The sequence below is a fragment of the Mycobacterium sp. SMC-4 genome (genome assembly GCF_025263265.1).
Taxonomy (GTDB): domain Bacteria; phylum Actinomycetota; class Actinomycetes; order Mycobacteriales; family Mycobacteriaceae; genus Mycobacterium.
Genome location: NZ_CP079869.1, coordinates 4,459,560 through 4,482,368 on the forward strand (window position 1 = coordinate 4,459,560; position 22,809 = coordinate 4,482,368).

Below are 22,809 nucleotides of genomic sequence, written 5' to 3' on the forward strand. Positions count from 1 at the left end.
CCCAATGTGGGCGCTGGTGAGGGGTTTGCGCGTCTGCTCGCGCAAACCGGTGATGCTATTTCGTCAGGGCTATGTACTTGGTTTCCAGGTATTCCTCGATGCCCTCGGTGCCACCCTCGCGGCCGAAACCTGATTCCTTGATGCCGCCGAACGGGGCGGCCGCATCAGAGATGACCCCGCGATTGATGCCGACGATGCCGGACTCAAGGCTTTCGGCGACGCGCAGGGCGCGGTCCAGTGACTGCGTATAAATGTAGGCGGCCAGGCCGTACTCGGTGTCGTTGGCCGCGGCGATGCCCTCTTCTTCGGTGTCGAACCCGGCGATCGGGGCGACCGGTCCGAACACCTCTTCCTTGAGGATCCGGGCGCCGGCAGGCACGTCGGTCAGCACGGTGGCCGGGTAGAAGTTGCCGGGACCGTCGGAAGCGACGCCGCCGACGGCCACGGTCGCCCCGCGCGAGACAGCATCACTGACCAGTTCGGTCACGGTGCCGACCTGCTTGGCGCTGATCAGCGGCCCGAGCTTGGAGTCGTCGTCGAGCCCGTTGCCGAGGGTGAACTCGCTCATCCGCCGGACCAGTTTGTCGGTGAACTCCTCGCGCACTGCGTTGGCCACGTGAAACCGGTTGGCCGCGGTGCAGGCCTCGCCTCCGTTGCGCATCTTGGCCAGCACGGCACCGTCGACCGCGGCGTTGACGTCGGCGTCGTCGAACACGATGAACGGCGCGTTGCCGCCGAGCTCCATCGAGGTCCGCAGCAGCTTGTCTGCCGACTGTTTGACCAGGGCCTTACCCACGCCGGTGGAACCGGTGAAGGTCAGCTTGCGCAACCGGCCGTCGTTGATCAACCGCTCGGTGACCGGGCCGGGACTGCTGGTCGGCAGCACCGACAGCACACCCTTGGGCAGACCGGCTTCGTCCATCAGCTTGGCCAGCAACAGCATGGTCAGCGGGGTCTCCTGTGCGGGCTTGACGATCATCGTGCAGCCCGCCGCGAACGCCGGCCCCATCTTGCGGGTGCCCATGGCCAGCGGGAAGTTCCACGGCGTGATGGCGTAGCACGGGCCGACGGGTTGCTTGGTCACCAGGATGCGGCCGGTTCCGGCGGGGCTGTGGGTGTAGCGGCCATCGATGCGCACGGCTTCCTCGGCGAACCAGCGGAAGAATTCGGCGCCGTAGGTGACCTCGCCTTTGCTCTCGGCCAGCACCTTGCCCATCTCCAGCGTCATCAGCGTGGCGATCTCATCAGCTCGCTCGGTGATCGCCTCGAACACCGAGCGCAGGATCTCACCGCGGGTCCGAGCCGGCGTCGCCGCCCATTCGGACTGGACCGCGCACGCCGCGTCCAGCGCGGCGGCAGCGTCGTCGGCGGTGCCGTCGGCGACGGCGGTCAGCACCTCGTCGTTGCTGGGGTCCAGAACGTTGAACGTCGATGCGCCTTCGCGCTCCTGGCCGCCGATCCAGAGGCCGGTGGGAACTGACTTCAACAGCGTCGCGGTGTCCATACCCACGTCATACACCTTCGTTCACCGGACCGCACTAGGGTTCTGTACATGGGTTCTGACATCACCGCCACACCCGCATGGCAGGCGCTGGCCCGTCATCACGACGACATCGGCACCGTGCACCTGCGCGACCTGTTCGCCCAGGATCCCGCACGGGGCTCCGAGATGACGCTGACGGTCGGTGATCTCTACATCGACTACAGCAAGCACCGCCTGACCCGGGAAACTCTGGGTCTGCTGGTGGATCTGGCGCACGCGGCCGAGCTGCCCGCCCGCCGCGACGCGATGTTCGCCGGGGTGCACATCAACACCTCTGAGGACCGGGCGGTGCTGCACACCGCGCTGCGGTTGCCCCGCGACGCGTCGCTGGCGGTAGACGGTCAGGACGTCGTCACCGACGTGCACCAGGTCCTCGATCGGATGGGCGACTTCACCGACCGCTTGCGCAACGGGCAATGGCGAGGCGCCACCGGCGAGCGCATCACGACGGTGGTCAACATCGGTATCGGCGGTTCGGATCTGGGTCCGGTGATGGTGTACCAGGCGTTGCGTCACTACGCCGACGCCGGCATCTCGGCACGCTTCGTGTCCAACGTCGACCCCGCCGACCTGGTGGCCACACTCGACGGACTCGACCCGGCCAGCACGCTTTTCGTGATCGCGTCAAAGACGTTCTCGACCCTGGAGACGCTGACCAATGCCACGGCGGCACGGCGCTGGCTCACCGATGCACTCGGAGACGACGCGGTGTCTGCGCATTTCGTCGCGGTATCGACCAATGCCGAGCTCGTCGCCGAGTTCGGCATCGACACCGACAACATGTTCGGTTTCTGGGACTGGGTCGGCGGTCGCTATTCGGTCGACTCGGCGATCGGGCTGTCGGTGATGGCGGTGATCGGCAGGGAGCGCTTCGCGGAATTCCTGGAAGGCTTCCACATCGTCGACGAACATTTCCGTTCGGCACCACTGGAGGTCAATGCACCGGTGCTGCTGGGCCTGATCGGGCTCTGGTACAACAACTTCTTCGGCGCGGAAACCCGTGCGGTACTCCCCTATTCGAACGACCTAGCGCGTTTCGCGGCGTATCTCCAGCAGCTGACCATGGAGTCCAACGGCAAATCAGTGCGCGCCGACGGCTCAGCGGTGACGTCGCAGACCGGCGAAATCTTCTGGGGCGAGCCGGGAACCAATGGCCAGCACGCGTTCTATCAGTTGCTTCACCAGGGCACTCGGCTGGTGCCGGCTGACTTCATCGGGTTCAGCGAGCCGACCGACGATCTGCCGACCGCCGACGGCACCGGAAGCATGCACGACCTGTTGATGAGCAACTTCTTCGCCCAAACTCAGGTGCTCGCCTTCGGCAAGACCGCCGCGGAGATAGCGGCCGAGGGCACCGCGGCAGATGTGGTGGCCCACAAGGTGATGCCCGGCAACCGGCCCAGCACGTCGATTCTGGGGAGCCGGCTGACCCCCTCGGTGGTCGGTCAACTGATCGCGCTCTACGAGCATCAGGTGTTCGTCGAAGGCATCATCTGGGGGATCGACTCCTTCGACCAGTGGGGCGTGGAGTTGGGCAAGACCCAGGCAAAGGCACTGCTGCCCGTCCTCATCGACGCGGGATCCCCTGCAGAGCAGACGGATTCGTCGACCGATGCGCTGGTGCGTCACTACCGCGTCCAGCGCGGACGGTCGGGCTGAGCTCAGCGCGCGGCGCGCGCAGGTCGGACTCAGCGCGCGGCGCGCGCCTGGACGAACGAGCGCACCCCGGCGACCAATAACACCAGCAGCAACACGAACATGATGGTGCTGGTGATGACGGCAGCGGGTCGTTCGGCAGTACCCGCGAACACGTCGCCGAGCCCGAACACGTTGCGCAGCGCCCCGAGTGCGGCCAGCAGCGCGATGGCCAGTGCGGCGTGCATGGCGTGCTTGCGCGCTCCCTCGGAACGCCGTCCGATCAGGGCGGTGACGAGCAGCAGGATGCCGACGAATGCCGGGATCAGCGCGGTCATGCTGGCCGCTCCGCTGGCGATGTACGCGATCACCCCTGTGGCGACGAGCAGTCCTCCGGTCCAGGTGGTCAGGGCGAGCATCAGAGTCCTTTCGACGGCGGCTGTTGCCCAACAGTACCGACCGCGTCGCCGGTGATTTCGGCGCGGTTGTGGTCGCTGACCGACCGAAACCGCGCCGAAATCGCTCACGCGTCGGGGTCGGGCCGAGTCCATCCCAGGATCATCGCGGGCAGACAGCCACCGATGAGCATCACGGTCAGTGCCATCAGCCCACCGGCGTAGGCGATGTCACCGTTGGCGAAGTCGGTGGCGACCGATCCGATGATCAGATAGAAGATCGGCACCAGCATCAGGTTCTGCGTCACGGTCAGCCCGATCGACCTGGCGTTGTTGCGTTGCGTCAGTTCGAACTCGTCGAGAGTGGCATGCGGTGCGTCGCCCTGGCGCCCGGAGACGATCTGGAGCATCAGCCACAGCGGGAAGAAGACCAAGGTGGCGGGCAGCCATGCGATGGCCGCGCCACGGAAGCCCAACGCGCACAACACGCTGACCACCGCCATCACCGCGAAGCTCAGTGCGAGACCGGACACCAGAATCCGACGGCGACGCTGAGTGCGCCACGACGGCAGCCAATTGGCATATGCCTGTTCATGTTTGAGAAACCGCCTGGCGCGATAGTCCTGGTAGCGATCGAGGACGTTGGTCGAGTTCGACATGAACATGCTCCTCAGGTTGGGACGTTCTTCCGGTAGAGCTCGGCCGACAACGGGGTGAAGGGCTCACGCGAGAACACGGCTTCGACCGGCAGGTCGAACACCTCGCAGATCCGAAACGCCAGATCGAGGCTGGGGTAGTGATCGCCACGTTCGAGGGCGCCGACGGTCTGCGGGTTGACGTCGATGAGCTCGGCGAGCTGCGCGCGGGACATCTTCCGCTCGGCACGCAGGACACCGATGCGGTTGTGGATGGGCCGCGTCTCCCCTCGCCGGACTGGACTCACCTCACCAAGTGTTGGGAAAACCCAATGGTTTGTCAAGTCAACCGATGGTTACGCCTGCTCTATGCGCGGTCGGGACTCCGCGCTACGCGGCAGCGGGTCCGGCGCTTCACGCGAAGCGGTGGGTGAACCGCGGGGGCAGCACCTTCATCAGCTCGACCAGCGGCCACCACGGCCAGCCGGGTACCACGGCCCGACCCTTTTCCTTCTCGATCGCCTCGATCATCGCGCGCACGCCGGTCTCGTTGTCGACCATCAACAGGGTCTTGTTGGCCTTGGCGGTCATCTCCGACTCGATGTAGCCGGGCTCGATCACCGTGATCGCGATCGGCCCCGACGAGTACTCGGCACGCAGCGACTGTCCCAGCGAAGTCAGTCCGGCCTTGCTCGCGCAGTAGGCAGCCTTGTGCCCAGGGACACCAACATTGCCCAGCACCGACGAGATCAACACCAGGTGCCCCGCGCCGGCCGCCTTGAAGATCTCAAGCGCGGTCTCGATCTGCACGAGCGCGGCGACGAGGTTGGTCTCGATGGTGGCCTTGTTGGCCCAGGGCTTACCACCCCCGAGCGGGTAGCCCTTACCGATGCCGGCATTGACCACGACACGGTCGATGCCGCCGAGTTCGTCGCGCAACTCGCCGAACACCTTGGGCACTTGTTCGTGATCGTTGACGTCGAGCGCCGCGATCGCGATCTTGATTCCTGGATACCGCTGGAGCAGCTCAGTCTTGAGCTCGTCGAGACGGTCGGTGCGACGCGCGCACAACGCCAGGTCACGGCCCTTGGCGGCGAATGCGCGGGCCATCCCCGCGCCGAGCCCCGAGCTCGCTCCGGTGATCAGGATCTTCTGCCGAGTCATTGCGGCAGGATAACCCAGTTAGACAAGTGGCCTGCAACCGTCGTGACCGAGAGCTATTTGAGCAGCCGCGACATCCGGCGGTCGGCGAGCACCTTGCCGCCGGTCTGACAGGTCGGGCAGTACTGGAAGGACTTGTCGGCGAAGGACACTTCGCGCACGGTGTCACCACACACCGGGCACGGCAGACCGGTACGCGCGTGCACCCGCAGTCCGGACCGCTTCTCCCCCTTCAACGTCGCCGCCTGTTGTCCCACCAACCGGGTCACCGCATCGGTGAGCACCGCGATCATCGCGTCGTGCAGATCGGCCAGCTGCGCGTCGGAGAGCTTGCCCGCCGTCGCGAACGGCGACAGCTTGGCCACGTGCAGGATCTCGTCGCTGTACGCATTTCCGATGCCCGCGATCACCTTCTGGTCGGTGATGACGGTCTTGATCCGGCCGGACTGGCCGGCCAGCGCCTCGGCCAGTCCATCATCCGTCAACGACAACGCATCCGGTCCGAGCGCGGCGATCTGCGGCACCGCCTGCGGATCGGTGACCAGCCAGACCGCCAGACGCTTCTGGGTGCCTGCTTCGGTCAGATCGAAACCCGGCGCCTGCCCAGGTGGGCCCAAGTGCACCCGCAAGGCGATCGGCCCCTTGCCCGGACGCAGCGGCGCGGCGGCGAGCTTGTCCGACCAGCGCAGCCAACCCGCCCGGGACAGGTGGGTGATCAGATACAGCTCGCCGACACGCATGCCGAGATACTTGCCCCACCGCTGGGCCGCATCGACCTGCTGGCCGTGCAGCGCCGTCGGCGGGGGATCGAACGTCTTGAGCACCGACAGCGCGGCCACGTCCACCCGCCCCACGGTCAGACCGACCGCGTGACGACGCAGATGGTCGGCGAGTGCTTCGACCTCCGGCAGCTCCGGCATATCCTCAGTGTGCCCTGACTGCCAGCGACAGCAACCAACTCACGAGGGACAACACGATCGCGGCCCAGATCGCCGTCCACCAGAAGTTGTCGATCGCCAGGCCCCAGCCGGTGGTGTGTTCGGTGATCCACGCGGTGAGCCACAGCATGAACGCGTTGATCACGATGTGGAACAGTCCCAGCGTCAGGATGTAGAGCGGGATCGACAGGATCTGCACCACCGGCTTGACGACCGCGTTGACCAGCCCGAAGATCACCGCCACCACGAAGATGACACCGACCCGCGCGAGCGTGGTGTCACCGCCGACGAACGCGATGCCCGGCACCACCAGCGTGACGAGCCACAACGCAAGACCGGTCAGCGCGGCACGCAACAGAAACGACGTCATCAGATCATGATCCACCCCAGCGGCCGAAGTGCATCGGTACCGAAGGTATGCGGTACCGCAGGTATTGACACCGCCTAGTGGAGCTCCCTAGTTTCGAAAGATGACGGCGACCAAGACGACCCGCGGCGAATTCGCCGAGCGACTCCTCAAGGGGTCGGTCAAGAAGTCCTACGAGCCGGTGGTCGACATCGACTGGGACGCCCCACTGGATCCGGACAGATTCTTTCTGCCGCCGGAGGTCGTCACGCTCTACGGCACCGCGCAGTGGAACGCCATGAGCCGACCACAGCAGATCGAACTGAGCCGCCAGGAACTGGTCAACATTCTTTCGGCCGGCATCTGGTTTGAGAACATCCTCAACCAAGCACTGCTACGCGACCTGATGCACAAGAACCCCACCGCCGCGACCACCCACTACGCGTTGACCGAACTCGGCGACGAGACCCGCCACATGGTGATGTTCGGCAAGACCATCGCCCGGGTGGGTGGAATTCCGGTGCGCCCGAGACTCTTTCACCGCATCGTGATCAACTCGCTGCCCTTTGTGTTCCGTGGCGACTTGCTGTGGGGCGCGGCTCTGGTGGGTGAGGAGATCTTCGACGCGCTGCAACGCCAAATCCTCGACGACCCCGAATTGCAGCCGATCGTCTCGCGGCTCATGCGGATTCACGTCACCGAGGAGGCGCGCCACATCCAGTTCGCCCGGGACGGCCTGCGCAGGTCCGCCCCGACCATGCCGCGCTACCGCCGCGTGCTGCTGGCCAACCTGCACGGCCTGGGCGGGCCGTTCTACCGCATGTTGTTCACCCTGCCGATCCAGTACCGGCGCGCCGGGCTCGACGGCCGGCAGATGCGCGCGGCTGCGCGCCGAAATCCGCATTTCCGAGCCAGTTGCGTCTCGTCCTTCGCGTCGCTGGCGGCCTTCTTCGAGGAGGTGGGCCTGATGGGACGAGTCGGCCGAAGCCTTTGGCGCAGAGCTGGATTCCTGTGAGCACGATCGTGATCGGCGACGGTGACGGGTTCACCGGCATCGTCCTGGCAGATGCCACCGAGCGCAACTACGACATCGAGACCGATATGTGGACGGTGCGGGCGTCCGATGGACGCACGGCGACCGCGCGCACCGTCGTGGACACCCGGTCCTCGACAGACCCGACGGTGGCCGTGCACGGCCTGCCGAACCACTTCCGCACACCCGGTCCCGACGTCGCTCGCCAGACCCGCTTCGTGGCGCGCTGCCTGGACCTGATGACCCGGTCGGGTCTCGCCCGGATAGAGGCGAAGTCGCGGGTGACCGTACGCCGGTGGCGTCCCCAACCGGTGCGGTCGCGCTTCTACCTCAGCGCGGCGGCGCCCGACGACGTTGACATCTACGACGGTCCCGTCTCGGTGACTCTGGAGGATCGCGAGATCCCGGCCCGCGCCCGCCTCCGCGGCCACGTCGCGGCCATCGACGGTCACTATCACTGGCGCGGCACCCTCACCGGTGACCTGTCGCCCGACGTTCTGCATGGCCGACGTGTCCTGACGGTGTCGATCGCCGGACGGACCGGGCAGGCGCGGGTGGTCGAGCGGACGCCGTGGGGCAGCGTGACCGTTGCCGGCGACGGTGAACCTCCGTTCGGGTCGGCAACCCGACCGGTGACGAATTCGTGAATCGTCGGGATTAAACTAGAACGTGTTCTAGTATCGCGGTCGTGCGATTCACTTATGCCGAAGCGATGACCGACCCGACGTACTACATTCCGTTGGCCCAGGCCGCCGAGGCGGCTGGCTACCACGCGATGACGATTCCCGACAGCATCGCCTATCCGTTCGAGTCGGACTCGAAGTACCCCTACACCCCCGACGGCAACCGCGAGTTCCTCGACGGCAAAGCGTTCATCGAGGCGTTCGTGTTGACCGCGGCGTTGTGCGCGGTGACCACCAGGTTGCGGTTCAACCACTTCGTGCTGAAGCTGCCGATCCGGCCGCCCGCCCTGGTGGCCAAGCAGGCCGGTTCGCTGGCTGCGCTGTTCGACAACCGGCTCGGACTCGGGGTCGGCACCAGCCCGTGGCCGGAGGACTACGAGTTGATGGACGTACCGTTCGCCAGACGGGGCAAGCGGATGGACGAGTGCATCGAGATCATCCGCGGCCTGACCTCCGGGGACTACTTCGAGTTCCACGGCGAGTTCTACGACATCCCCAAGACCAAGATGACACCGGCGCCGTCCAAACCAGTGCCGATCCTGATCGGTGGGCACGCCGACGCCGCGCTGCGCCGCGCGGCCCGCAATGACGGCTGGATGCACGGTGGCGGTGACCCTGAGGAGCTCGGCCCGCTGCTGGAGAAGCTCGACCGCTTCCGCGACGAGGCCGGGACCGCCGACAAGAAGGACTACGAAGTCCACGTGATCTCGCTCGACGCCTACACCCCCGACGGCATCAAGCGTCTGGAGGACAAAGGCGTCACGGATGTGATCGTCGGGTTCCGGATTCCCTACATCACCGGCCAGGACACCGAGCCGCTGGACGCCAAGATCCGCAATCTGGAGATGTTCGCCGAGAATGTGATCGCCAAGGTCTGACTCAGGCGTCGCAACACCGCTTGAGCGCGTTGGCGATGGCGTCGATCGGCGTGACCGCCTCGATTTCGGCGCGCAGCCGTTGCGCAGACGCCCGGTAGCGGTCGTCATGGCGGACGCGGCTGACGGCTGCGCGCACCGCCTCAGATGTCGGAGTCGACGTTTTCAGATCGATGCCGACGCCGCTGTAGGACACCCGCGCAGCCACTTCGGCCTTGTCCGAGGTCTCGCCCGCGACCACCAGCGGAACGCCGTGGCTCAGCGCGTACTGCACGCCGCCGTACCCACCGTTGGTGATCATCACGTCCACATGCGGCATCAGCGCCGAGTACGGCACCCAGTCGGTGACCCGCGCGTTGGCCGGGATGTGGTCGGGCAACTGTTGACCGGCCCGCCCGCCGGTGGTGGCGACGACGAGGACATCGTCACACGCAGCGAGCCCGCGCAGCGTGGGGGCGATCAGCTGGTCGAGGTCTGCATTGTCGAAGGTGCCCTGGGTGACCAACACGACCGTCGCGGCCGCGCGCAGTTCAGGCCACCAGGGGGGCGCCTCGAACGCTGCGTCGGCCGCGGGGAGCGCCGGACCGACGAACTCGACCGTCTCGGGAAGGTCACCGCGTGGGTACTCGAATCCCGACACCGACAGCTGCACCACCGCTTCGGCCAGCCGCGGCCAGTCGCTGACGAACACCGGCGCTGCGCTGCCCCCGGCTCGCCGTAGCGCAGCGTCGAAGGCGCGTTGACTATCGCGCATGATCACGCGGTGCGTGGCCCGGGTCATCCGGCGATAGTCGCGCCCCTTCCTGGGTTGCCACGCCAGTCCGAACGGCGGCGTGTCCCGGCTCGACAGCGTCAGCGGAGCGACCCCGCACGCCACGATCGGCGGACGGGGCGCATCGCCCGTCAGGACCGCCAAGGCGCCGGTGAACGTGACATCGGCCAAGATCGCGTCGAACGGTGCGCTGTCCAGGACTGCGCGCAGGGCGTCGGCTTCGGCGTTGAGCGGATCGACGAACACCGAGCGTAATTCAGCACGTCCCAGCCAGAACCGGCGAAGCGGCGCAGGCAGGTTGCGTAACAGCAGCGGCGCGGCGGCCGGTGGATCGATGCGGATCTCATCGGGCAGCGCGACCATGTTCAGTCCGGTGTCGCGCACCGCGTCGGCGAATTCTGCCCCGGTCAGCATGGTGACGTCGTGGCCGAGTGACCGCAGACCTGAGCCGACCACCATCAGCGGCATGAGGTGACCGCGAAGAGGGGTCGCCGCCAGCAGATAGCGCGCCAAAACTCGTCCCTTACTTCCCGGTAGGTGTCTCGGGAACCGGCCGGCTCCCCGAGCTGATCATCCTCGACATCTGTCGACTGTAGCCCTCTGCGCCGATCCATGGTTCCCGACCAGTCCGTTCTCGACCTTAAACACCTTGCCCACTAACGGTTTTGGAGGAAACTCGATACTGGGGTTGGGACTGGCCCGATACGGGTAAAGTGAAGCTCGATGACAGCCGGGCCTTATGACGTTCCTGGTGCCTTCGACGCCGGGGCCAAGTCCTATGACGTGCTGGTCAGCGCCAACCCCGGCTATCACGAGCACCTGAAGTTGTCGGCCCGCCGGATGCAACTTCCCGATCAGGGGCGCGGCCTGCGACTGCTCGACATCGGCTGCGGCACGGGCGCCTCCACCGCGGCATTGTTGGATGCGGCACCGCACGCCGAGATCGTTGCCGTCGACGGTTCGGCCGGCATGCTCGAGGAAGCCAGGTCCAAGCACTGGCCGGACGCGGTGACCTTCGTGCACAGCAGGGCGGAGAACTTGGCCGACGCCGGCGTCACCGGGCCTTTTGACGGCATCCTTGCCGCCTATCTGGTGCGCAATCTTGGCGACCCCGACGTGGTGCTGCAGACCCTGTGCCGCCTGCTGCGCCCCGGCGGGGTACTTGCTGTGCACGAGTATTCGGTGCGTGACTCCCGGGCGGCCACCGCACTCTGGAACGCCGTGTGCGCGTCGGTGATCATCCCGGCGGGGCGCATCCGGTCGGGCGACGCGGGGCTCTACCGTTACCTGCGGCGCAGTGTCAACCGCTTCGACGGGGCGCGCGAGTTCCAGGATCGATTGCGGCGCATCGGGTTCGTCGACGTCCAGGAGATGACAGTTCCGGGCTGGCAGCGCAAAATCGTGCACACGTTCCTCGGCCGGCGTCCGTCGAATTAGCCGCGATCGGCCAGTTTAGCGACGCTGGGGATTTGGGCATTCCGCAGCATGGCTTTCAAACTCACCTACTCCGATGGACAAGAATCTCAACACGGTGACGACACCGTCTGGGAAATCGATGACGGCGTCCTCAAGCTCGGGCGCAAAGACGGCCAATGGTCGGTGCTGCTCTCTCCGAGCCACTGGGCGGTGCTCGAGCTCAGCGGCGTGTCAGCGACGGACGGCGAGTCCGACTCCGACGACAACTCTGAGGATGACTCCGACGACGACTCCGGCGACAAGAAGGACGGCGACTGAGTCGTTGAGACTCAGCCGCGGTAAGCGCCGACCTTCTCGGCGATGGCGTCGAGCCGCTTGAGCGATTCGTCGAGCGGCTTGGTCGGCAGCAGCACGTTGGCTTGCCGATAGCCGAGTTCGTCCAGGGCAGCCCAGTAGTCGGGGTTGGCCGGGGTGCCGAATGTCGTCAGCGGTACGTCGCGGCCCGCACCGTCTCGGATCTGCTCGACCCGCCGAGCCAGCATGTCCGGCGGCAGCGGGTTGGAGATCCAGCCGGCGCCGTGTCGGATGATGCGCTTGACGGTGGCATCGGAATCACCGCCGATAAATATTGGCGGATGCGGTTTCTGCACCGGCTTGGGCCGTGAATAGGAGGCGTCGAAGTTCACGAAACGTCCGTGATACTCGGCGGGTTCATTCGTCCACAGCGCCCTGATCGCTTCGATGCGCTCGTCGAGCAGTGACCCACGGGTCTTCGGATCGGTGCCGTGATGGCGCAGCTCCTCGATGTTCCAACCCGCGCCGACACCGAACACGAAGCGTCCGTTGGAGATCACGTCGATACTGGCGGCCTCTTTCGCCGTGATGATCGGGTCGCGCTGAATCAGCAACGCAATACCGGTGATCAACTCGATCCGGGACGTGACCGCCGCAGCTGCGGCGAGGGTGACAAAAGGGTCCAGGGTTCGGTAGTAGATGCCGGGTAGATCGCCACCGAGGGGATAGGCAGATTCGCGGCTGGCCGGAATATGGGTGTGCTCGGCAACCGCCAGCGCCGTAAATCCACGCTCTTCCACCGCACGCGCCAGCGAAACAGTGTCGATGGCGTCGTCGTTGACGAACGTCGAAATCCCGAACTCCATCTCGCTGCCTCCTGGCTCACTCGAACTCCGAGACCCCACCACCCCGGGCGGTTCTCGCCATTCCCGCCTCTGGTGTTCTTACTCCATCGCGCGCACCCGGTCGAGTACGGCGTGACTTCCGTCCTCCCGACAAGGCCGGGCCGAGGCGCCGGCATCGCCGAACTACGCTGGGCTGGTGACCGTCACTGTCGCCGAATTGCACGTGGCCGATTCGAGCGAGGTGTGGACGCAGGCAGGGTTCACCGTCGGCTCCGACGACGTGTGCCGGGTCGGTGGCGTCCGGATCCGACTGATCGGGCGTGAACACGGCAGCGGCATCGTCGGCTGGTCGCTGACCGGCCTTCCGCAGGATGCGCCGCGCGACCTCGACGGCATCCCCACCGAAGGCTGCGGCCCCGACCCGGCCCGACCGGCGACCCACGACAACGGCGTGACCGGAATCGACCACGTCGTGCTGATGTCGCCCGACCTGGATCGGACGGTCCGCGCGCTGGCCGCCGTCGGGGTCGCGCCCCGCCGCGAACGCGACGTAGAGCTCGGAGGGCGACCGCTACGCCAGATCTTCTTTCGGCTCGGCGAGGTGATCCTCGAGGTTATCGGCTACCCCGCCCGGCCGACGGAGGGACCGTCCACATTGTGGGGAATCACCTATGTCGTCGCCGACATCGACGCGACCGCCGCATTCTTCGGTGAGCGCACCGGACCGGTGAAGAAGGCCGTGCAACCGGGGCGTCGGATCACCACGGTGCGCAATCTCGACTTCGGGATGTCGGTCCGGACCGCGATGATCTCAGCCGCCTATCCTCGGAGCTCATGAGCGTGCCCGCCGATGACCCGGTCATCATCCACACCGACGGGGGATGCCGCCCCAATCCCGGTCCCGGCGGCTGGGGTGCCGTGCTGCGCCAGCGCGAACACGTGCGCGAGATGTTCGGCGGTGAGGCGGGCACCACCAGCAACAACCGGATGGAACTGATGGCGCCGATCATGGCACTCGAAGCGCTCACCAGGCCGGTGCTGGTCCACCTGCACACCGACAGCACCTATGTGCGTAACGGCATCACCAAGTGGGTGCTCGGCTGGGAACGCAACGGCTGGCTGACCGCCGCCAAGCAGCCGGTCAAGAACGTCGACCTGTGGCAGCGGCTCCAGGTCGCCTGCGCGCGACACCGGGTCGAATGGTTCTGGGTGAAGGGTCACTCCGGGGTGGCCGACAACGAGCTTGCCGACCAACTTGCGACGCGCGGTCTGGTCGCGGCGGTCGCTGACACCGCCTGACGGCACAGGCAAGAACTACGCGCGTCATTGGAGTGCGACGCCGAGTTCCGCGGCGAACACCTTGATCATGTGTTGCACGCCGATCTCGTTGCGCCCGATGATCATGTGGTCATGCTGACCGTGCACAACAGCCTCACCGCACTGGGGCAACATGGCGAAGTCCTCGTCGACGACGGCCGCGTGGACGCTCTCGTACACCTGGTCATACATGTTTCGCATCTCGTCGGTGGTGGCGGGAACTCGCGCCATCCAGCTGTGGCGCACTGAGCACCGAGTGGGCTCCCCGGCGGGCAGGATGTCGATGACCTCCACCCCGACCGGGCTGTTGGCCAGGATCAGATTCGGATAGATCCAGTAGATGACGCCCATGTTCTGATGCGGATCCCACGACGCGGAGGCATCGTCACCGAGGTTGACGACCCAGGTGAACGGGAAACCGATGCGATGGTGCTTGCCGAACTCGTCATAGACCCCGGTGTTGGGTAGCGTGTTCTGACCGATCACGCTCTCCCCGTGGACAAACGGGAAGTGGTACCCCTCGGCGAATGCCTCCAGGGCACCTTTCCAGGACACCTGCGACTGGAATTCCTTCTCGGTGTGGTAGCCGTAGGATGCGTAGTCCATCAGTGCCAACTCCGGCCCCAGGGCGCCCAGATGGGTGTCGACGTCGATGGTCTCTCCGACGGTCAAGACCGCCCAGATGAAACCGTGTCGCTCCTGGTTCGGTAGCTCGACCAGGCCGTAGTCGGACGTGTCCATCGAGTCGAAGCCCGATTTGCCGGGGACGGTGAACAACTCGCCGGTGTTCTTATAGGTCCACGCGTGGTACGGGCAGGTGAACCTGGAAGCATTGCCCGCGCCGCAGGCCGGCTTCGCGCCGCGATGTCGGCAGTAGTTCAGGAAGACGTGACTGGCGCCGTCGCGGTCTCGGGTCACCAGGAGCGAGTCGCCGAGCACCGAACGCACGACGTAGTCGTTGACGCCTGGAATCTGGGCCGACGGAACGATCGCGAGCGGCAGCCGGCGCAGCAGCTGAGATTCCTCGACCTCGGTGATCTTCGGGTCGCGGTAGTAGTGCAGCGGTACCCGCAGTTCACGCTCCGCCATGTCGGTGGTCTTGTCGACCGCGTGGCGCAGAGCGCGTCGAGTCAATTCTTCGTCTCGATTGCTGACCGGACCGTTGACGACCGCCGTCATTGCACACCTCATCTCATTCGCAGGACTGCCCAGACCATACATCAATAGTTGATTGTATGGTCAAGAGCGAGTTCTGCGACAGCCGGCGGAATGCAACGATGACGGGATGCGCAGACACGGATGGTCGGGTGATATCCCCGTCGACGACGACGAAGCGGTGGCGCGCATTGTGGCCGCAGCACGAGCATCCATCGACGCACGAGGGTCGGTCAGCGTGTCGGAGGTCGCCTCCGAGCTCGGGATCACCCGCCAGACGGTGTATCGCTACTTCCCCACCCTCGATGCTCTACTGACCGGCACCGCGATGTCAGCAGTCGGTGGCTTTCTGGACCGACTGGCTCGGGATCTGGCGTCGATAACCGATCCGACCGAAGCAGTCGTGGAAGGGATCGCCTATACCCTCGATCAGTTACCCCACGATCGTTATCTCGGCTTGGTCATGCAGCCAGGAAAGGCCAGCGCGTTCGCCGCCGGAGTCACCTCTGAGGTGGCGATCTCATTCGGCCGCTCAATCCTCGAACGCCTCAACGTCGACTGGGCCGATGCCGGGTTCAGTGGCCAAAGCCTCGACGAGCTCGCCGAATTCATGTTGCGCCTGCTGCAATCCTTCATCCTGGATCCAGGTGGTCCCGATCGCCACAACAGCGAACTCCGAACGTTCCTGTATCGCTGGGCCGGACCGGCAGTCAAGGGCCATCGCCACTCGAAGATGCCCGAGACGAGCCCTTGATCCGCCATCGCCAGATCGCGCACGACGGCGGCGGGACTTTCACCGCAGCCCGCTTTATCACCCTTGACTTATATAAGTTGTGGCTTTATTTTTAGTGGGTGCATGCTTTCGATGTTCTGGGCGATCCGGTGCGGCGTCGCATCCTCGAATTGCTCGTGCACGGTGAGCAGTCGGCCGGTGACATCACCGCGGTCATCCGCGACGAGTTCTCGATCACCCAGCCGGCGGTATCACAGCATCTGAAAGTGCTGCGCGACAACGGCTTCACCGTGGTGCGCGCAGTAGGGCAGCGCCGCCTGTACGCCGTGGACGGCACCGCACTGCGCGACATCGACCACTGGCTGAACAGCTTCCGTCAGTTCTGGGCCCCGCGCCTGGATGCACTGTCCACCGAGATCGCCCGCGGAAAGCGGCAGCGTCGGCTCGGCCCACCGAAAACCGATGAAGGGAAACAGGACTGATGGATGTCAGCGAACATGTCAATGCGGTGCGGCGCACGGTCGGCGGCCGGGCTCTCGAGGCCGGGGAAGCCCGCGTCGTCACGCTGACGCGCTCGTATGCCACCGGCGCCACTGATCTGTGGGACGCATGCACCAACCCCGAACGTCTACCGCGCTGGTTCGCGCCCGTGCACGGCGACCTACGACTGGACGGCAAATACCAGGTGGAAGGCAATGCGTCAGGCACGGTGCTCACCTGCGACCCACCACACAGCTTCACCGCCACCTGGGAGTTCGGTGGCGGGCTGAGCTGGATCGAGTTGACGATCACCGACGAGGGACCGGAGCAGGCCAGCCTGCAACTCGATCACATCGCCCTGGTCGGCGACGAGATGTGGCCGCAGTACGGGCCCGGCGCGGTGGGCATCGGTTGGGACCTGGCGTTGCTCGGTCTGGCCATCCATCTCGAGACCGGAGAAGCTGTGCCCGCCGAGTTCAGAGAAGAGGAGTGGGTGACCACCGGCGCGGGCAGAGACTACATCCGATCTGCGGGCGAGGGCTGGTACCGGGCGCAGGTCGCCTCTGGTGAGGACACCTCGGTAGCCCGTCGGGCAGCCGACAACTCGATCGCGTTCTTCCGCGGAGACCCGCTCCCGCACAACCAGAACGCAGACTGATCAGCGAGCGACAGGACGTTGCCCAGAGCAGCGGTCAGGCGGCGTGGTCCTCGGGCGGGGCGGGTCCGCCGGGCTGGCCGGGGTTGTCGGCCGGGTGTGGTGCAGCCTCTGAGTCCGCAGGCGTACCGTGGTCAGCGGGATCGGTTGCTGCAGTGCTGTTTTCGCGACAGACTTCCGGCTCGTCGTCGGGTGGTCTGAGGAGCCGTTCGGGTCGGTGGTAGTAGTTGATGCGAGCTTGTCCGGTGTCCAGGCCGGGCGGCGGGATCCATTCGACCTCGCCGCGTTCGTTCATCCTGGTGGTCCATCCGTCGGTCCCCACGCTACGGTTGTCGGGTCCGCAGGCCAGGCCGAGCTCGTCAACATTGGTGTTGCCACCGTCGGCCCAATCGGCGGTGACATGATGCACCTGGGAGCCGTAGGCGCCGACGGTGCAGCAGGGTTTGGTGCAGCCGCCGTCCCGTCCGATCAACATGATCCGCTGCGCCGGCGACGCGATTCGCTTGGCGCGGAACAGCTCCAGCGCCGAACCGGTGGCTCGGTCGAACACAGCCAGGTAGTGATTGGCGTGGGCAGCCATCCTGATCACCTCAGCGATCGGTATCACCGTCCCTGCGCCGCTGACGCCGACACCGGCGCGGGACTCCAGATCCTGCAGGGTGGTACGAATGATCACCGACACCGGCAACCCGTTGAGCTTCCCGAGCTCACCACTCATCAGCGCGATCCGGCCGGCGGCGAGCAGTGCGTCATGCTGACGCTGACCCAAGCTACGTCCGTCGTTGTCAATCTGGGCCTGGGACGGGGTTCCTGAGGTGCAGGGGTGAGGATCGTCGGGATTACACATCCCGGGCGCAGCGAATCTGGCCAGGATCGGTTCCCACACCGCCCAGGCCTCCGGTGTCAGCGTGGCGCGCAGATCGATCATTCCGTCAGAGCGCTGTCTGCTCGCCGAGACCGAGCGTTTACGGGCGCGTTCGGTGTCATCCGGTTCCGGACCGTCCTGATCGAGCAAAAACAGCGTCCGCTCCGCGCAGTCTTTGAGTTCTCGGGGGCCGTGCTTGACTGCGGTACCGACCAACTGGATCTCGAACTGTTCCCGGGTAACGGGGTCGACGAAACCCGGCAGATTGTCGACGGCTTTGCGGATGACCGCGACGTGCTCGTCATTGATCACCCCGAGAGCCTGGGCGGACGCGGTGGCGGATAACGCGGGCGGCAACGGAGATCCGGTCAATGCCTGCCGGGGCGCCAACAGGGAGGCTTCGGTCAACCGACGATGGGCCTCGCCGGCCGAGATCCGCCACCGCACCGAGAGCACCTGTTTCCAGGACTTGGCGCCCATCTCCTTCGGTGTCGCCTCCTTCTGCAACCGGGCCAACATCCGGTTCCTGACCGAAGGCATCTGGCACCACAGGGTTTCGAGCTCATCGAGCGCACCGACGAGATCTGTACGGGTTAGTAGATCCACATCGCAGCCAGCCAATTCATCGAAGGCAGCGCGTACCGCCGCAACCGCGGCCTGCACTCCACCTGTCGACATACTTCGAACATACATTCGACCACCGACACATCCACTGACTCAAACTTCTTGGCAGGGTCGCCGGAGAATGATGGTGACACGTCCAGGAGGAGTCTCAGATGACGAGATCGCGGCGGTCGACAGTGTCGACTGAGGACGAAACCCGTTTCACGACCGCCCACCGAACGCAACCGGCTGTGGCAGACCGACTTCTCGGAGTTCGAAACCGCCAACGGGGGTATCTGGCGTATCAGCGCTGTCATCGACTATGTCAGCAAGTACTGCCTAGCCGTCACTGTCACCCCCACCTCCCGGGGCCTCGACGCCGTGCGCTGCATCCGGCAGTCCGTCGAAAAGGCGACTCGCATACTGAACCTGGCCGTTCTGCGCCTCGCACTCATCACAGCCGGAATACCTGAGCCCATTGACCAAGAAAACCCCGCGAACTTCTTGACTCAAGACACACATCCGCCCGCTAGGACTGCTGCGTGCACCTCTCGCCCGAGCCGGCGAATCTCGACTCAGCTACCCCGGAGGGTTCAGCGACTCGGCAATCCGATCGAGCAGTCGGGTCAGTTGGCGTTGTTCCTCAGCCGTGAGGCAGCTGAAGATATCCCCTGCGACGACGACGTAGTCGCCGACCCAGTTTCGCGCCTGCGCCTCCCCCTCGGGCGTGGTCGTCAGGCGTATCGCGCGGCGGTCGGTGTCGTCAACCCCGCGGGCGACCAGCCCATCGCGAACAAGTGCCTCTACCAGCGTCGACGCAGTACCCTGACTGACTCCTACTTCACGGGCCAGATCCGCGAGCCGCACCGGCTGCATCCGAGCCACTTCGGCGAGCAGTTTGGACCTCGGGGTCGAGACGCCGTGTTCGCCCAGGCGGTCGTCGAAGGCCCGGACCACCGATTTGGCCGCACGGCCGAACACATCGGCCAGGCGCCCCGCGCGCTGCGCCGATGCACCCGACGCAGCGCGTCCACCCGTCGCTTCTTTCATGTTGACGAAATACTATCAGCACCCATATAGTTTGAGATCAAATGATTTGATACGGAATGAATGGGAACGGCATGAACATCTTCGTCACGGGCGGCAGTGGATTCGTCGGACAACACCTGGTCAGGCGACTGGTCGGTGCGGGGCATGAGGTGCGCGCCCTCGCCCGCACGGACCGCGCCGCCGACCTCGTCGGCCGCGCCGGCGCGCAGCCAGTTCTCGGCGACCTGGCAGATCTGGTGGAAAGCGCTGCACCGCAATGGACGTCCGCACTGCGTGGGGTCGATGCCGTCGTGCACGGGGCCGCCTACATGGCGTTCTGGGGACCCGACGAAGTGTTCCGCCGGGCCAACCTGGAGCCCAGTGTCGCTCTCCACCAGGTCGCCGCGTCGTCGGGGGTGTCGAGGTTCGTCTTGATCAGCGCGGCCAGCGTGGCCAGCGGCACCCAACGCGCGCCAGTCGTCGACGAGCGCACCGACGAAGGTCGACCCAACATCGCCTATAGCCGCATCAAGCTCGAAACCGAGCGCACCCTGCTCAGCACGGTCACTCCGACGATGGCGACGGTGGCTCTTCGGCCTCCGTTCATCTGGGGTCGGGGCATGTCCACCCTGGACGAATTCGTCAGCACGGCGCAAGCCGGCCGGTTCAGCTGGATTGACAACGGCACCCACACGGTCGACTTCGTCCACGTCGACAACCTCGCCGAGGCCGTCCACCTTGCACTCACCCGCGGCCGTGCCGGACGCGCTTACTACGTCACCGACGGCACGCCCATGTCGACGCGCGATTTCTTCACCCCACTACTGGCCACCCAAGGCGTGGACGTGAGCGCGGCCCGCAGCGTGCCGTTCGCGTTGGCGCGCCCCCTCGGGGCGCTCCTTGACGCAGGGGCACGGCTGTTGCGCCGGCCCGAGCCACCGATGCTGACCAATTGGATCACCACATTCATGGGCCGTGACCGCAGCTACGACATCACGGCTGCGAGAATCGAACTCGGCTACCATCCATCCGTCACAGTGGCCGAGGGACTCGCAGAGATGGCGGACTCTCTCGCGCGGTGAACTACTCCCATCTGACCTCGTCAGGCGACTTGTCGTCGCGCAGCCCGCGCCAACTCGCCTGCCTCAGTCGGCCGTCGGAGGTGCTTTCGCTGTAGCGCACCTCCCCCACGAGTTCGGGACGCACGAACGTCACTCCCTTGGCGTCCTGCGCCGGAAGGCGTGCCGTGAAGGGTGATTCGTCGGTCGCCAGCGGCGCCAATGTCGCCTTCAGCGACGCCAACTCCTTGTCGGTGAAACCGGTTCCGACCCGTCCGACGAACTCCAAACCGCCAGCGCCGGGGACTCCGAGCATCAAAGCGCCGATGCCACTGGTGCGTCCGCCTTCACCTTGGCGCCAGCCACCGATCACGACTTCCTGGGTATTCCAGAGCTTGTCCTTGATCCACGACGATGACCGGCGCCCGGGCTGGTATGTGGAGTCGCGCTTCTTGGCGACCACGCCTTCCCACCGCCTCGTGCGCGCCACCTCCAGCGCTTCACGTCCGTTCCCCGGCAACTGGTCGGGCACGATCAGACCGCCACCTTCGGCCAGCGCCTCGAGCAGCCTCCGGCGGTCGGAGTATTTGGCTTTGAGCAGCGACCGACCGTCGAGGAACAGGATGTCGAAGGCCCAGAACTCCACTCGGGTCGATCGCGCGCGGTTCTGCATCTCCCGGAAACTCGGGACGCCGGACTCGTCGAGAGCGACTGCCTCGCCGTCGAGAATCACATGATGGTCAGCAAGATCGGCGGCCACCGCCTGCAGTTGCGGGTACTCACCGGTGACATCGCGTCCGCGCCGCGACCGCAGTGACAGCGTTCCGTGGTCGGCCTCCATGAGTAGCCGATAGCCGTCCCACTTACCTTCGAAAGCCCACTGGCCCTTGGTGAGCCGGTCCACCGACCCTTCGGTGGACAGCATCGGGGCCAGGTCGGCGACGGTCGGCGCCGGCTGTTCCTTCATGCGGTGGGCCAGCCAGTTCTTGCCGTCGGTCTGGATCAGCGCGTAGCGTCCCCGGATCTTCTCGCCGTGCAGGGTGACGATCACCTCCCCACCCTTGGCGGGGCCGTCGGGCGGGTTGTCGCGGAACTTCTCGGTCTCGTAGATACCGGTGTCCCAGATGTGGACCTCGCCACCGCCGTATTCGCCTTTCGGGATTTCTCCGGAGAACGTCAGATACTCCATCGGGTGGTCTTCGGTGTGCACAGCAAGGTGATTCACCGACGGTGTCTCGGGCAGATTCTTCGGTACCGCCCAGCTCACCAGCACACCGTCGCGTTCGAGCCGAAAGTCGTAGTGCAACCGCCGCGCGTGGTGTTCCTGGATGACGAACGCGTCGTTGTTGCCGGTTCTGGGTGCGTCACCGGGAATCGGTTCCGGCGTCTTGGCGGTGTCGCGCATGCTGCGGTAACGGGTCAGCCGGTCGGGCACCGGAAGTGCTGGATCGAGGTCGGCGAGCAGGTCACCGTCACGGTCGAGACGGTCCAGTACCTCGTCGAACATCAGATGGCGTAGATCGGGGTCCTCGATCTCGTCCCATGTGCGCGGCGCAGCCACAGTCGGATGTTCGCGTCCGCGAAGCGAATACGGCGCGATCGTGGTCTTGTTGCCGTTGTTCTGGCTCCAGTCCACGAACACCTTCCCCGCGCGCAGGCTCTTGGTCATGGTGGCGGTGACCTGTTTGGGCATCATCTGCTCAAGCTGCTGAGCTACCCGCTTGGCCAGCACCGACGCCCCGCGCGAGCTGATCGGCGTCTCCAATGGAACATAGAGGTGAATTCCCTTGCTGCCGCTGGTCAACGGAAAGGTGGGCAGCCCGATATCGGCGATCAGATCCCGCACCTCATGGGCGACCTGGCACAGCTGACCGAACGTGACCCCCTCCCCTGGGTCGAGATCAAAGACCACGCGGGTGGCGGGCCCCACGTCCCCGTGGGTGAACCGCCACTGCGGTACGTGCACCTCCAGGGCGGCCTGCTGGGCGATCCACGCCAACCCCTCGACGGTGTCGATCACCGGGTAGGTGGTGCTACCCGACTTGTGGACGATGGTGGCGCGCTCCAGCCAGTCCGGCGCAGACGAAGCCAACTGCTTCTCGAAGAAAGCCTCCTGCTCGACGCCGTTGGGCCACCGCTTGCGGGTCACCGCCCTGCCGGCGATGTGCGGCAGCATCCCTGCAGCGACGTTGACGTAGTAGTCGAAGACCTCGGCTTTGGTGACAGCATGGCGTCGGTCTCCGGTCGCCGGGTACAGCACCTTGTCCGGGTTGGTCAATTTCACCCGGTCATAACGGTCCACCACATCACGGTATTACCCACCACGCAGCAGGTAGCGTCGAC

Annotated in this window: 25 protein-coding genes and 1 pseudogene; 12 read left to right on the forward strand and 14 right to left on the reverse strand. The window is 65.6% G+C overall.

Annotated features, from left to right (window positions below):
• Nucleotides 1-55: 55 nt before the first annotated feature.
• Entirely contained in the window at nt 56-1,504 is a 1,449-nt protein-coding gene (locus KXD98_RS21195) for an NAD-dependent succinate-semialdehyde dehydrogenase (RefSeq protein ID WP_260765334.1), read from the reverse strand.
• Nucleotides 1,505-1,552: 48 nt separating this feature from the next.
• On the opposite strand from KXD98_RS21195, the gene pgi reads away from it, so the two are divergent.
• Nucleotides 1,553-3,202, forward strand: a complete 1,650-nt coding sequence (pgi, locus tag KXD98_RS21200) for a glucose-6-phosphate isomerase (RefSeq protein WP_260760244.1) — start codon at nt 1,553-1,555, stop codon at nt 3,200-3,202.
• A gap of 29 nt (nt 3,203-3,231) precedes the next feature.
• Here the strand turns inward: pgi and KXD98_RS21205 are convergent, their stop codons facing one another.
• The 7 genes and pseudogenes from KXD98_RS21205 to KXD98_RS21235 form a co-directional block, all read right to left on the reverse strand.
• Nucleotides 3,232-3,597 carry a hypothetical protein gene (locus tag KXD98_RS21205; protein ID WP_260760245.1) on the reverse strand — a complete coding sequence of 122 codons (366 nt, stop codon included), beginning with the start codon at nt 3,595-3,597 and terminating at the stop codon, nt 3,232-3,234.
• Nucleotides 3,598-3,701: 104 nt separating this feature from the next.
• On the reverse strand, nt 3,702-4,232 hold the full coding sequence (locus KXD98_RS21210) for a hypothetical protein (RefSeq protein ID WP_260760246.1): 531 nt from the start codon (nt 4,230-4,232) through the stop codon (nt 3,702-3,704).
• An 11-nt stretch (nt 4,233-4,243) separates the two neighbouring features.
• On the reverse strand, nt 4,244-4,516 hold the full coding sequence (locus tag KXD98_RS21215) for a helix-turn-helix transcriptional regulator (protein ID WP_260760247.1): 273 nt from the start codon (nt 4,514-4,516) through the stop codon (nt 4,244-4,246).
• Nucleotides 4,517-4,622: 106 nt separating this feature from the next.
• Complete coding sequence (locus tag KXD98_RS21220) at nt 4,623-5,372, reverse strand: SDR family oxidoreductase (RefSeq protein ID WP_260760248.1); 750 nt, start codon at nt 5,370-5,372, stop codon at nt 4,623-4,625.
• A 53-nt stretch (nt 5,373-5,425) separates the two neighbouring features.
• On the reverse strand, nt 5,426-5,893 hold the full coding sequence (locus tag KXD98_RS21225; RefSeq protein ID WP_260765336.1) for a zinc finger domain-containing protein: 468 nt from the start codon (nt 5,891-5,893) through the stop codon (nt 5,426-5,428).
• Between the two features lie 201 nt (nt 5,894-6,094).
• Nucleotides 6,095-6,289 (reverse strand): annotated as a pseudogene (locus KXD98_RS21230) (DNA-formamidopyrimidine glycosylase family protein); the annotation flags it as partial.
• A 4-nt stretch (nt 6,290-6,293) separates the two neighbouring features.
• Nucleotides 6,294-6,677 (reverse strand): phage holin family protein, encoded by a 384-nt coding sequence (locus KXD98_RS21235; protein ID WP_260760249.1) that lies wholly within the window; start codon nt 6,675-6,677, stop codon nt 6,294-6,296.
• 100 nt (nt 6,678-6,777) lie between these two features.
• On the opposite strand from KXD98_RS21235, the gene KXD98_RS21240 reads away from it, so the two are divergent.
• From KXD98_RS21240 to KXD98_RS21250, 3 genes are read left to right on the forward strand one after another with little or no spacing between them, the layout of a single operon-like run.
• Nucleotides 6,778-7,668 carry a diiron oxygenase gene (locus KXD98_RS21240; protein ID WP_260760251.1) on the forward strand — a complete coding sequence of 297 codons (891 nt, stop codon included), beginning with the start codon at nt 6,778-6,780 and terminating at the stop codon, nt 7,666-7,668.
• Nucleotides 7,665-8,333, forward strand: coding sequence for a DUF4873 domain-containing protein (locus tag KXD98_RS21245; RefSeq protein WP_260760252.1), 669 nt, complete (start codon nt 7,665-7,667; stop codon nt 8,331-8,333). The genes KXD98_RS21240 and KXD98_RS21245 overlap by 4 nt, the downstream gene beginning before the upstream one ends.
• A 41-nt stretch (nt 8,334-8,374) precedes the next feature.
• A complete protein-coding gene (locus KXD98_RS21250; protein ID WP_260760253.1) occupies nt 8,375-9,247 on the forward strand; it encodes an LLM class flavin-dependent oxidoreductase in 873 nt (290 codons plus the stop codon).
• A gap of 1 nt (nt 9,248) precedes the next feature.
• Here the strand turns inward: KXD98_RS21250 and KXD98_RS21255 are convergent, their stop codons facing one another.
• Nucleotides 9,249-10,529, reverse strand: coding sequence for a glycosyltransferase (locus KXD98_RS21255; protein ID WP_260760255.1), 1,281 nt, complete (start codon nt 10,527-10,529; stop codon nt 9,249-9,251).
• Between the two features lie 210 nt (nt 10,530-10,739).
• Here KXD98_RS21255 and KXD98_RS21260 point away from each other — a divergent pair, with 210 nt between their 5' ends.
• Nucleotides 10,740-11,453: a class I SAM-dependent methyltransferase gene (locus KXD98_RS21260; protein WP_260760257.1), complete on the forward strand. Its 714-nt coding sequence runs from the start codon at nt 10,740-10,742 to the stop codon at nt 11,451-11,453.
• A 48-nt stretch (nt 11,454-11,501) separates the two neighbouring features.
• Nucleotides 11,502-11,750 (forward strand): hypothetical protein, encoded by a 249-nt coding sequence (locus KXD98_RS21265; protein WP_260760258.1) that lies wholly within the window; start codon nt 11,502-11,504, stop codon nt 11,748-11,750.
• An 11-nt stretch (nt 11,751-11,761) separates the two neighbouring features.
• Here the strand turns inward: KXD98_RS21265 and KXD98_RS21270 are convergent, their stop codons facing one another.
• The gene (locus KXD98_RS21270) at nt 11,762-12,592 is read right to left on the reverse strand and encodes an LLM class F420-dependent oxidoreductase (RefSeq protein ID WP_260760259.1); all 831 of its coding nucleotides are present in this window, start codon (nt 12,590-12,592) and stop codon (nt 11,762-11,764) included.
• Nucleotides 12,593-12,767: 175 nt separating this feature from the next.
• Between KXD98_RS21270 and KXD98_RS21275 the strand changes: the two genes are divergently transcribed.
• Together KXD98_RS21275 and rnhA are read left to right on the forward strand one after the other, a co-directional pair.
• Nucleotides 12,768-13,409, forward strand: coding sequence for a VOC family protein (locus KXD98_RS21275; RefSeq protein WP_260760260.1), 642 nt, complete (start codon nt 12,768-12,770; stop codon nt 13,407-13,409).
• Nucleotides 13,406-13,870, forward strand: coding sequence for a ribonuclease HI (rnhA, locus tag KXD98_RS21280; RefSeq protein WP_260760261.1), 465 nt, complete (start codon nt 13,406-13,408; stop codon nt 13,868-13,870). The genes KXD98_RS21275 and rnhA overlap by 4 nt, the downstream gene beginning before the upstream one ends.
• Nucleotides 13,871-13,894: 24 nt before the next feature.
• On the opposite strand, the gene KXD98_RS21285 is transcribed toward rnhA, so the two are convergent.
• Complete coding sequence (locus KXD98_RS21285) at nt 13,895-15,067, reverse strand: aromatic ring-hydroxylating dioxygenase subunit alpha (RefSeq protein ID WP_260760262.1); 1,173 nt, start codon at nt 15,065-15,067, stop codon at nt 13,895-13,897.
• A gap of 106 nt (nt 15,068-15,173) precedes the next feature.
• Here KXD98_RS21285 and KXD98_RS21290 point away from each other — a divergent pair, with 106 nt between their 5' ends.
• The 3 genes from KXD98_RS21290 to KXD98_RS21300 all read left to right on the forward strand — a co-directional run bounded on the left by KXD98_RS21290 (nt 15,174) and on the right by KXD98_RS21300 (nt 16,914).
• Nucleotides 15,174-15,797 carry a TetR/AcrR family transcriptional regulator gene (locus KXD98_RS21290; RefSeq protein ID WP_260760263.1) on the forward strand — a complete coding sequence of 208 codons (624 nt, stop codon included), beginning with the start codon at nt 15,174-15,176 and terminating at the stop codon, nt 15,795-15,797.
• 98 nt (nt 15,798-15,895) lie between these two features.
• Nucleotides 15,896-16,258, forward strand: a complete 363-nt coding sequence (locus tag KXD98_RS21295) for a helix-turn-helix transcriptional regulator (protein ID WP_260760264.1) — start codon at nt 15,896-15,898, stop codon at nt 16,256-16,258.
• Nucleotides 16,258-16,914, forward strand: coding sequence for an SRPBCC family protein (locus KXD98_RS21300; RefSeq protein ID WP_396881780.1), 657 nt, complete (start codon nt 16,258-16,260; stop codon nt 16,912-16,914). The genes KXD98_RS21295 and KXD98_RS21300 overlap by 1 nt, the downstream gene beginning before the upstream one ends.
• A 34-nt stretch (nt 16,915-16,948) precedes the next feature.
• Here the strand turns inward: KXD98_RS21300 and KXD98_RS21305 are convergent, their stop codons facing one another.
• Together KXD98_RS21305 and KXD98_RS21310 are read right to left on the reverse strand one after the other, a co-directional pair.
• A complete protein-coding gene (locus tag KXD98_RS21305; RefSeq protein WP_260760265.1) occupies nt 16,949-18,469 on the reverse strand; it encodes an HNH endonuclease signature motif containing protein in 1,521 nt (506 codons plus the stop codon).
• A gap of 489 nt (nt 18,470-18,958) precedes the next feature.
• A complete protein-coding gene (locus tag KXD98_RS21310) occupies nt 18,959-19,429 on the reverse strand; it encodes a MarR family winged helix-turn-helix transcriptional regulator (protein WP_260760266.1) in 471 nt (156 codons plus the stop codon).
• Nucleotides 19,430-19,500: 71 nt separating this feature from the next.
• On the opposite strand from KXD98_RS21310, the gene KXD98_RS21315 reads away from it, so the two are divergent.
• The gene (locus KXD98_RS21315; RefSeq protein WP_260760267.1) at nt 19,501-20,490 is read left to right on the forward strand and encodes an NAD(P)-dependent oxidoreductase; all 990 of its coding nucleotides are present in this window, start codon (nt 19,501-19,503) and stop codon (nt 20,488-20,490) included.
• 1 nt (nt 20,491) lies between these two features.
• On the opposite strand, the gene KXD98_RS21320 is transcribed toward KXD98_RS21315, so the two are convergent.
• Nucleotides 20,492-22,771: an ATP-dependent DNA ligase gene (locus KXD98_RS21320; RefSeq protein WP_260760268.1), complete on the reverse strand. Its 2,280-nt coding sequence runs from the start codon at nt 22,769-22,771 to the stop codon at nt 20,492-20,494.
• Nucleotides 22,772-22,809 lie beyond the last annotated feature (38 nt).

Coding starts and splice junctions, on each gene's coding strand:
- KXD98_RS21195 (WP_260765334.1), bottom strand. CDS start 1,504: ATGGACACCGCGACGCTGTTGAAGTCAGTTCCCACCGGCCTCTGGATC.
- pgi (WP_260760244.1), top strand. CDS start 1,553: ATGGGTTCTGACATCACCGCCACACCCGCATGGCAGGCGCTGGCCCGT.
- KXD98_RS21205 (WP_260760245.1), bottom strand. CDS start 3,597: ATGCTCGCCCTGACCACCTGGACCGGAGGACTGCTCGTCGCCACAGGG.
- KXD98_RS21210 (WP_260760246.1), bottom strand. CDS start 4,232: ATGTCGAACTCGACCAACGTCCTCGATCGCTACCAGGACTATCGCGCC.
- KXD98_RS21220 (WP_260760248.1), bottom strand. CDS start 5,372: ATGACTCGGCAGAAGATCCTGATCACCGGAGCGAGCTCGGGGCTCGGC.
- KXD98_RS21235 (WP_260760249.1), bottom strand. CDS start 6,677: ATGACGTCGTTTCTGTTGCGTGCCGCGCTGACCGGTCTTGCGTTGTGG.
- KXD98_RS21240 (WP_260760251.1), top strand. CDS start 6,778: ATGACGGCGACCAAGACGACCCGCGGCGAATTCGCCGAGCGACTCCTC.
- KXD98_RS21260 (WP_260760257.1), top strand. CDS start 10,740: ATGACAGCCGGGCCTTATGACGTTCCTGGTGCCTTCGACGCCGGGGCC.
- KXD98_RS21265 (WP_260760258.1), top strand. CDS start 11,502: ATGGCTTTCAAACTCACCTACTCCGATGGACAAGAATCTCAACACGGT.
- KXD98_RS21270 (WP_260760259.1), bottom strand. CDS start 12,592: ATGGAGTTCGGGATTTCGACGTTCGTCAACGACGACGCCATCGACACT.
- rnhA (WP_260760261.1), top strand. CDS start 13,406: ATGAGCGTGCCCGCCGATGACCCGGTCATCATCCACACCGACGGGGGA.
- KXD98_RS21285 (WP_260760262.1), bottom strand. CDS start 15,067: ATGACGGCGGTCGTCAACGGTCCGGTCAGCAATCGAGACGAAGAATTG.
- KXD98_RS21290 (WP_260760263.1), top strand. CDS start 15,174: ATGCGCAGACACGGATGGTCGGGTGATATCCCCGTCGACGACGACGAA.
- KXD98_RS21300 (WP_396881780.1), top strand. CDS start 16,258: ATGGATGTCAGCGAACATGTCAATGCGGTGCGGCGCACGGTCGGCGGC.
- KXD98_RS21305 (WP_260760265.1), bottom strand. CDS start 18,469: ATGTATGTTCGAAGTATGTCGACAGGTGGAGTGCAGGCCGCGGTTGCG.
- KXD98_RS21310 (WP_260760266.1), bottom strand. CDS start 19,429: ATGAAAGAAGCGACGGGTGGACGCGCTGCGTCGGGTGCATCGGCGCAG.
- KXD98_RS21315 (WP_260760267.1), top strand. CDS start 19,501: ATGAACATCTTCGTCACGGGCGGCAGTGGATTCGTCGGACAACACCTG.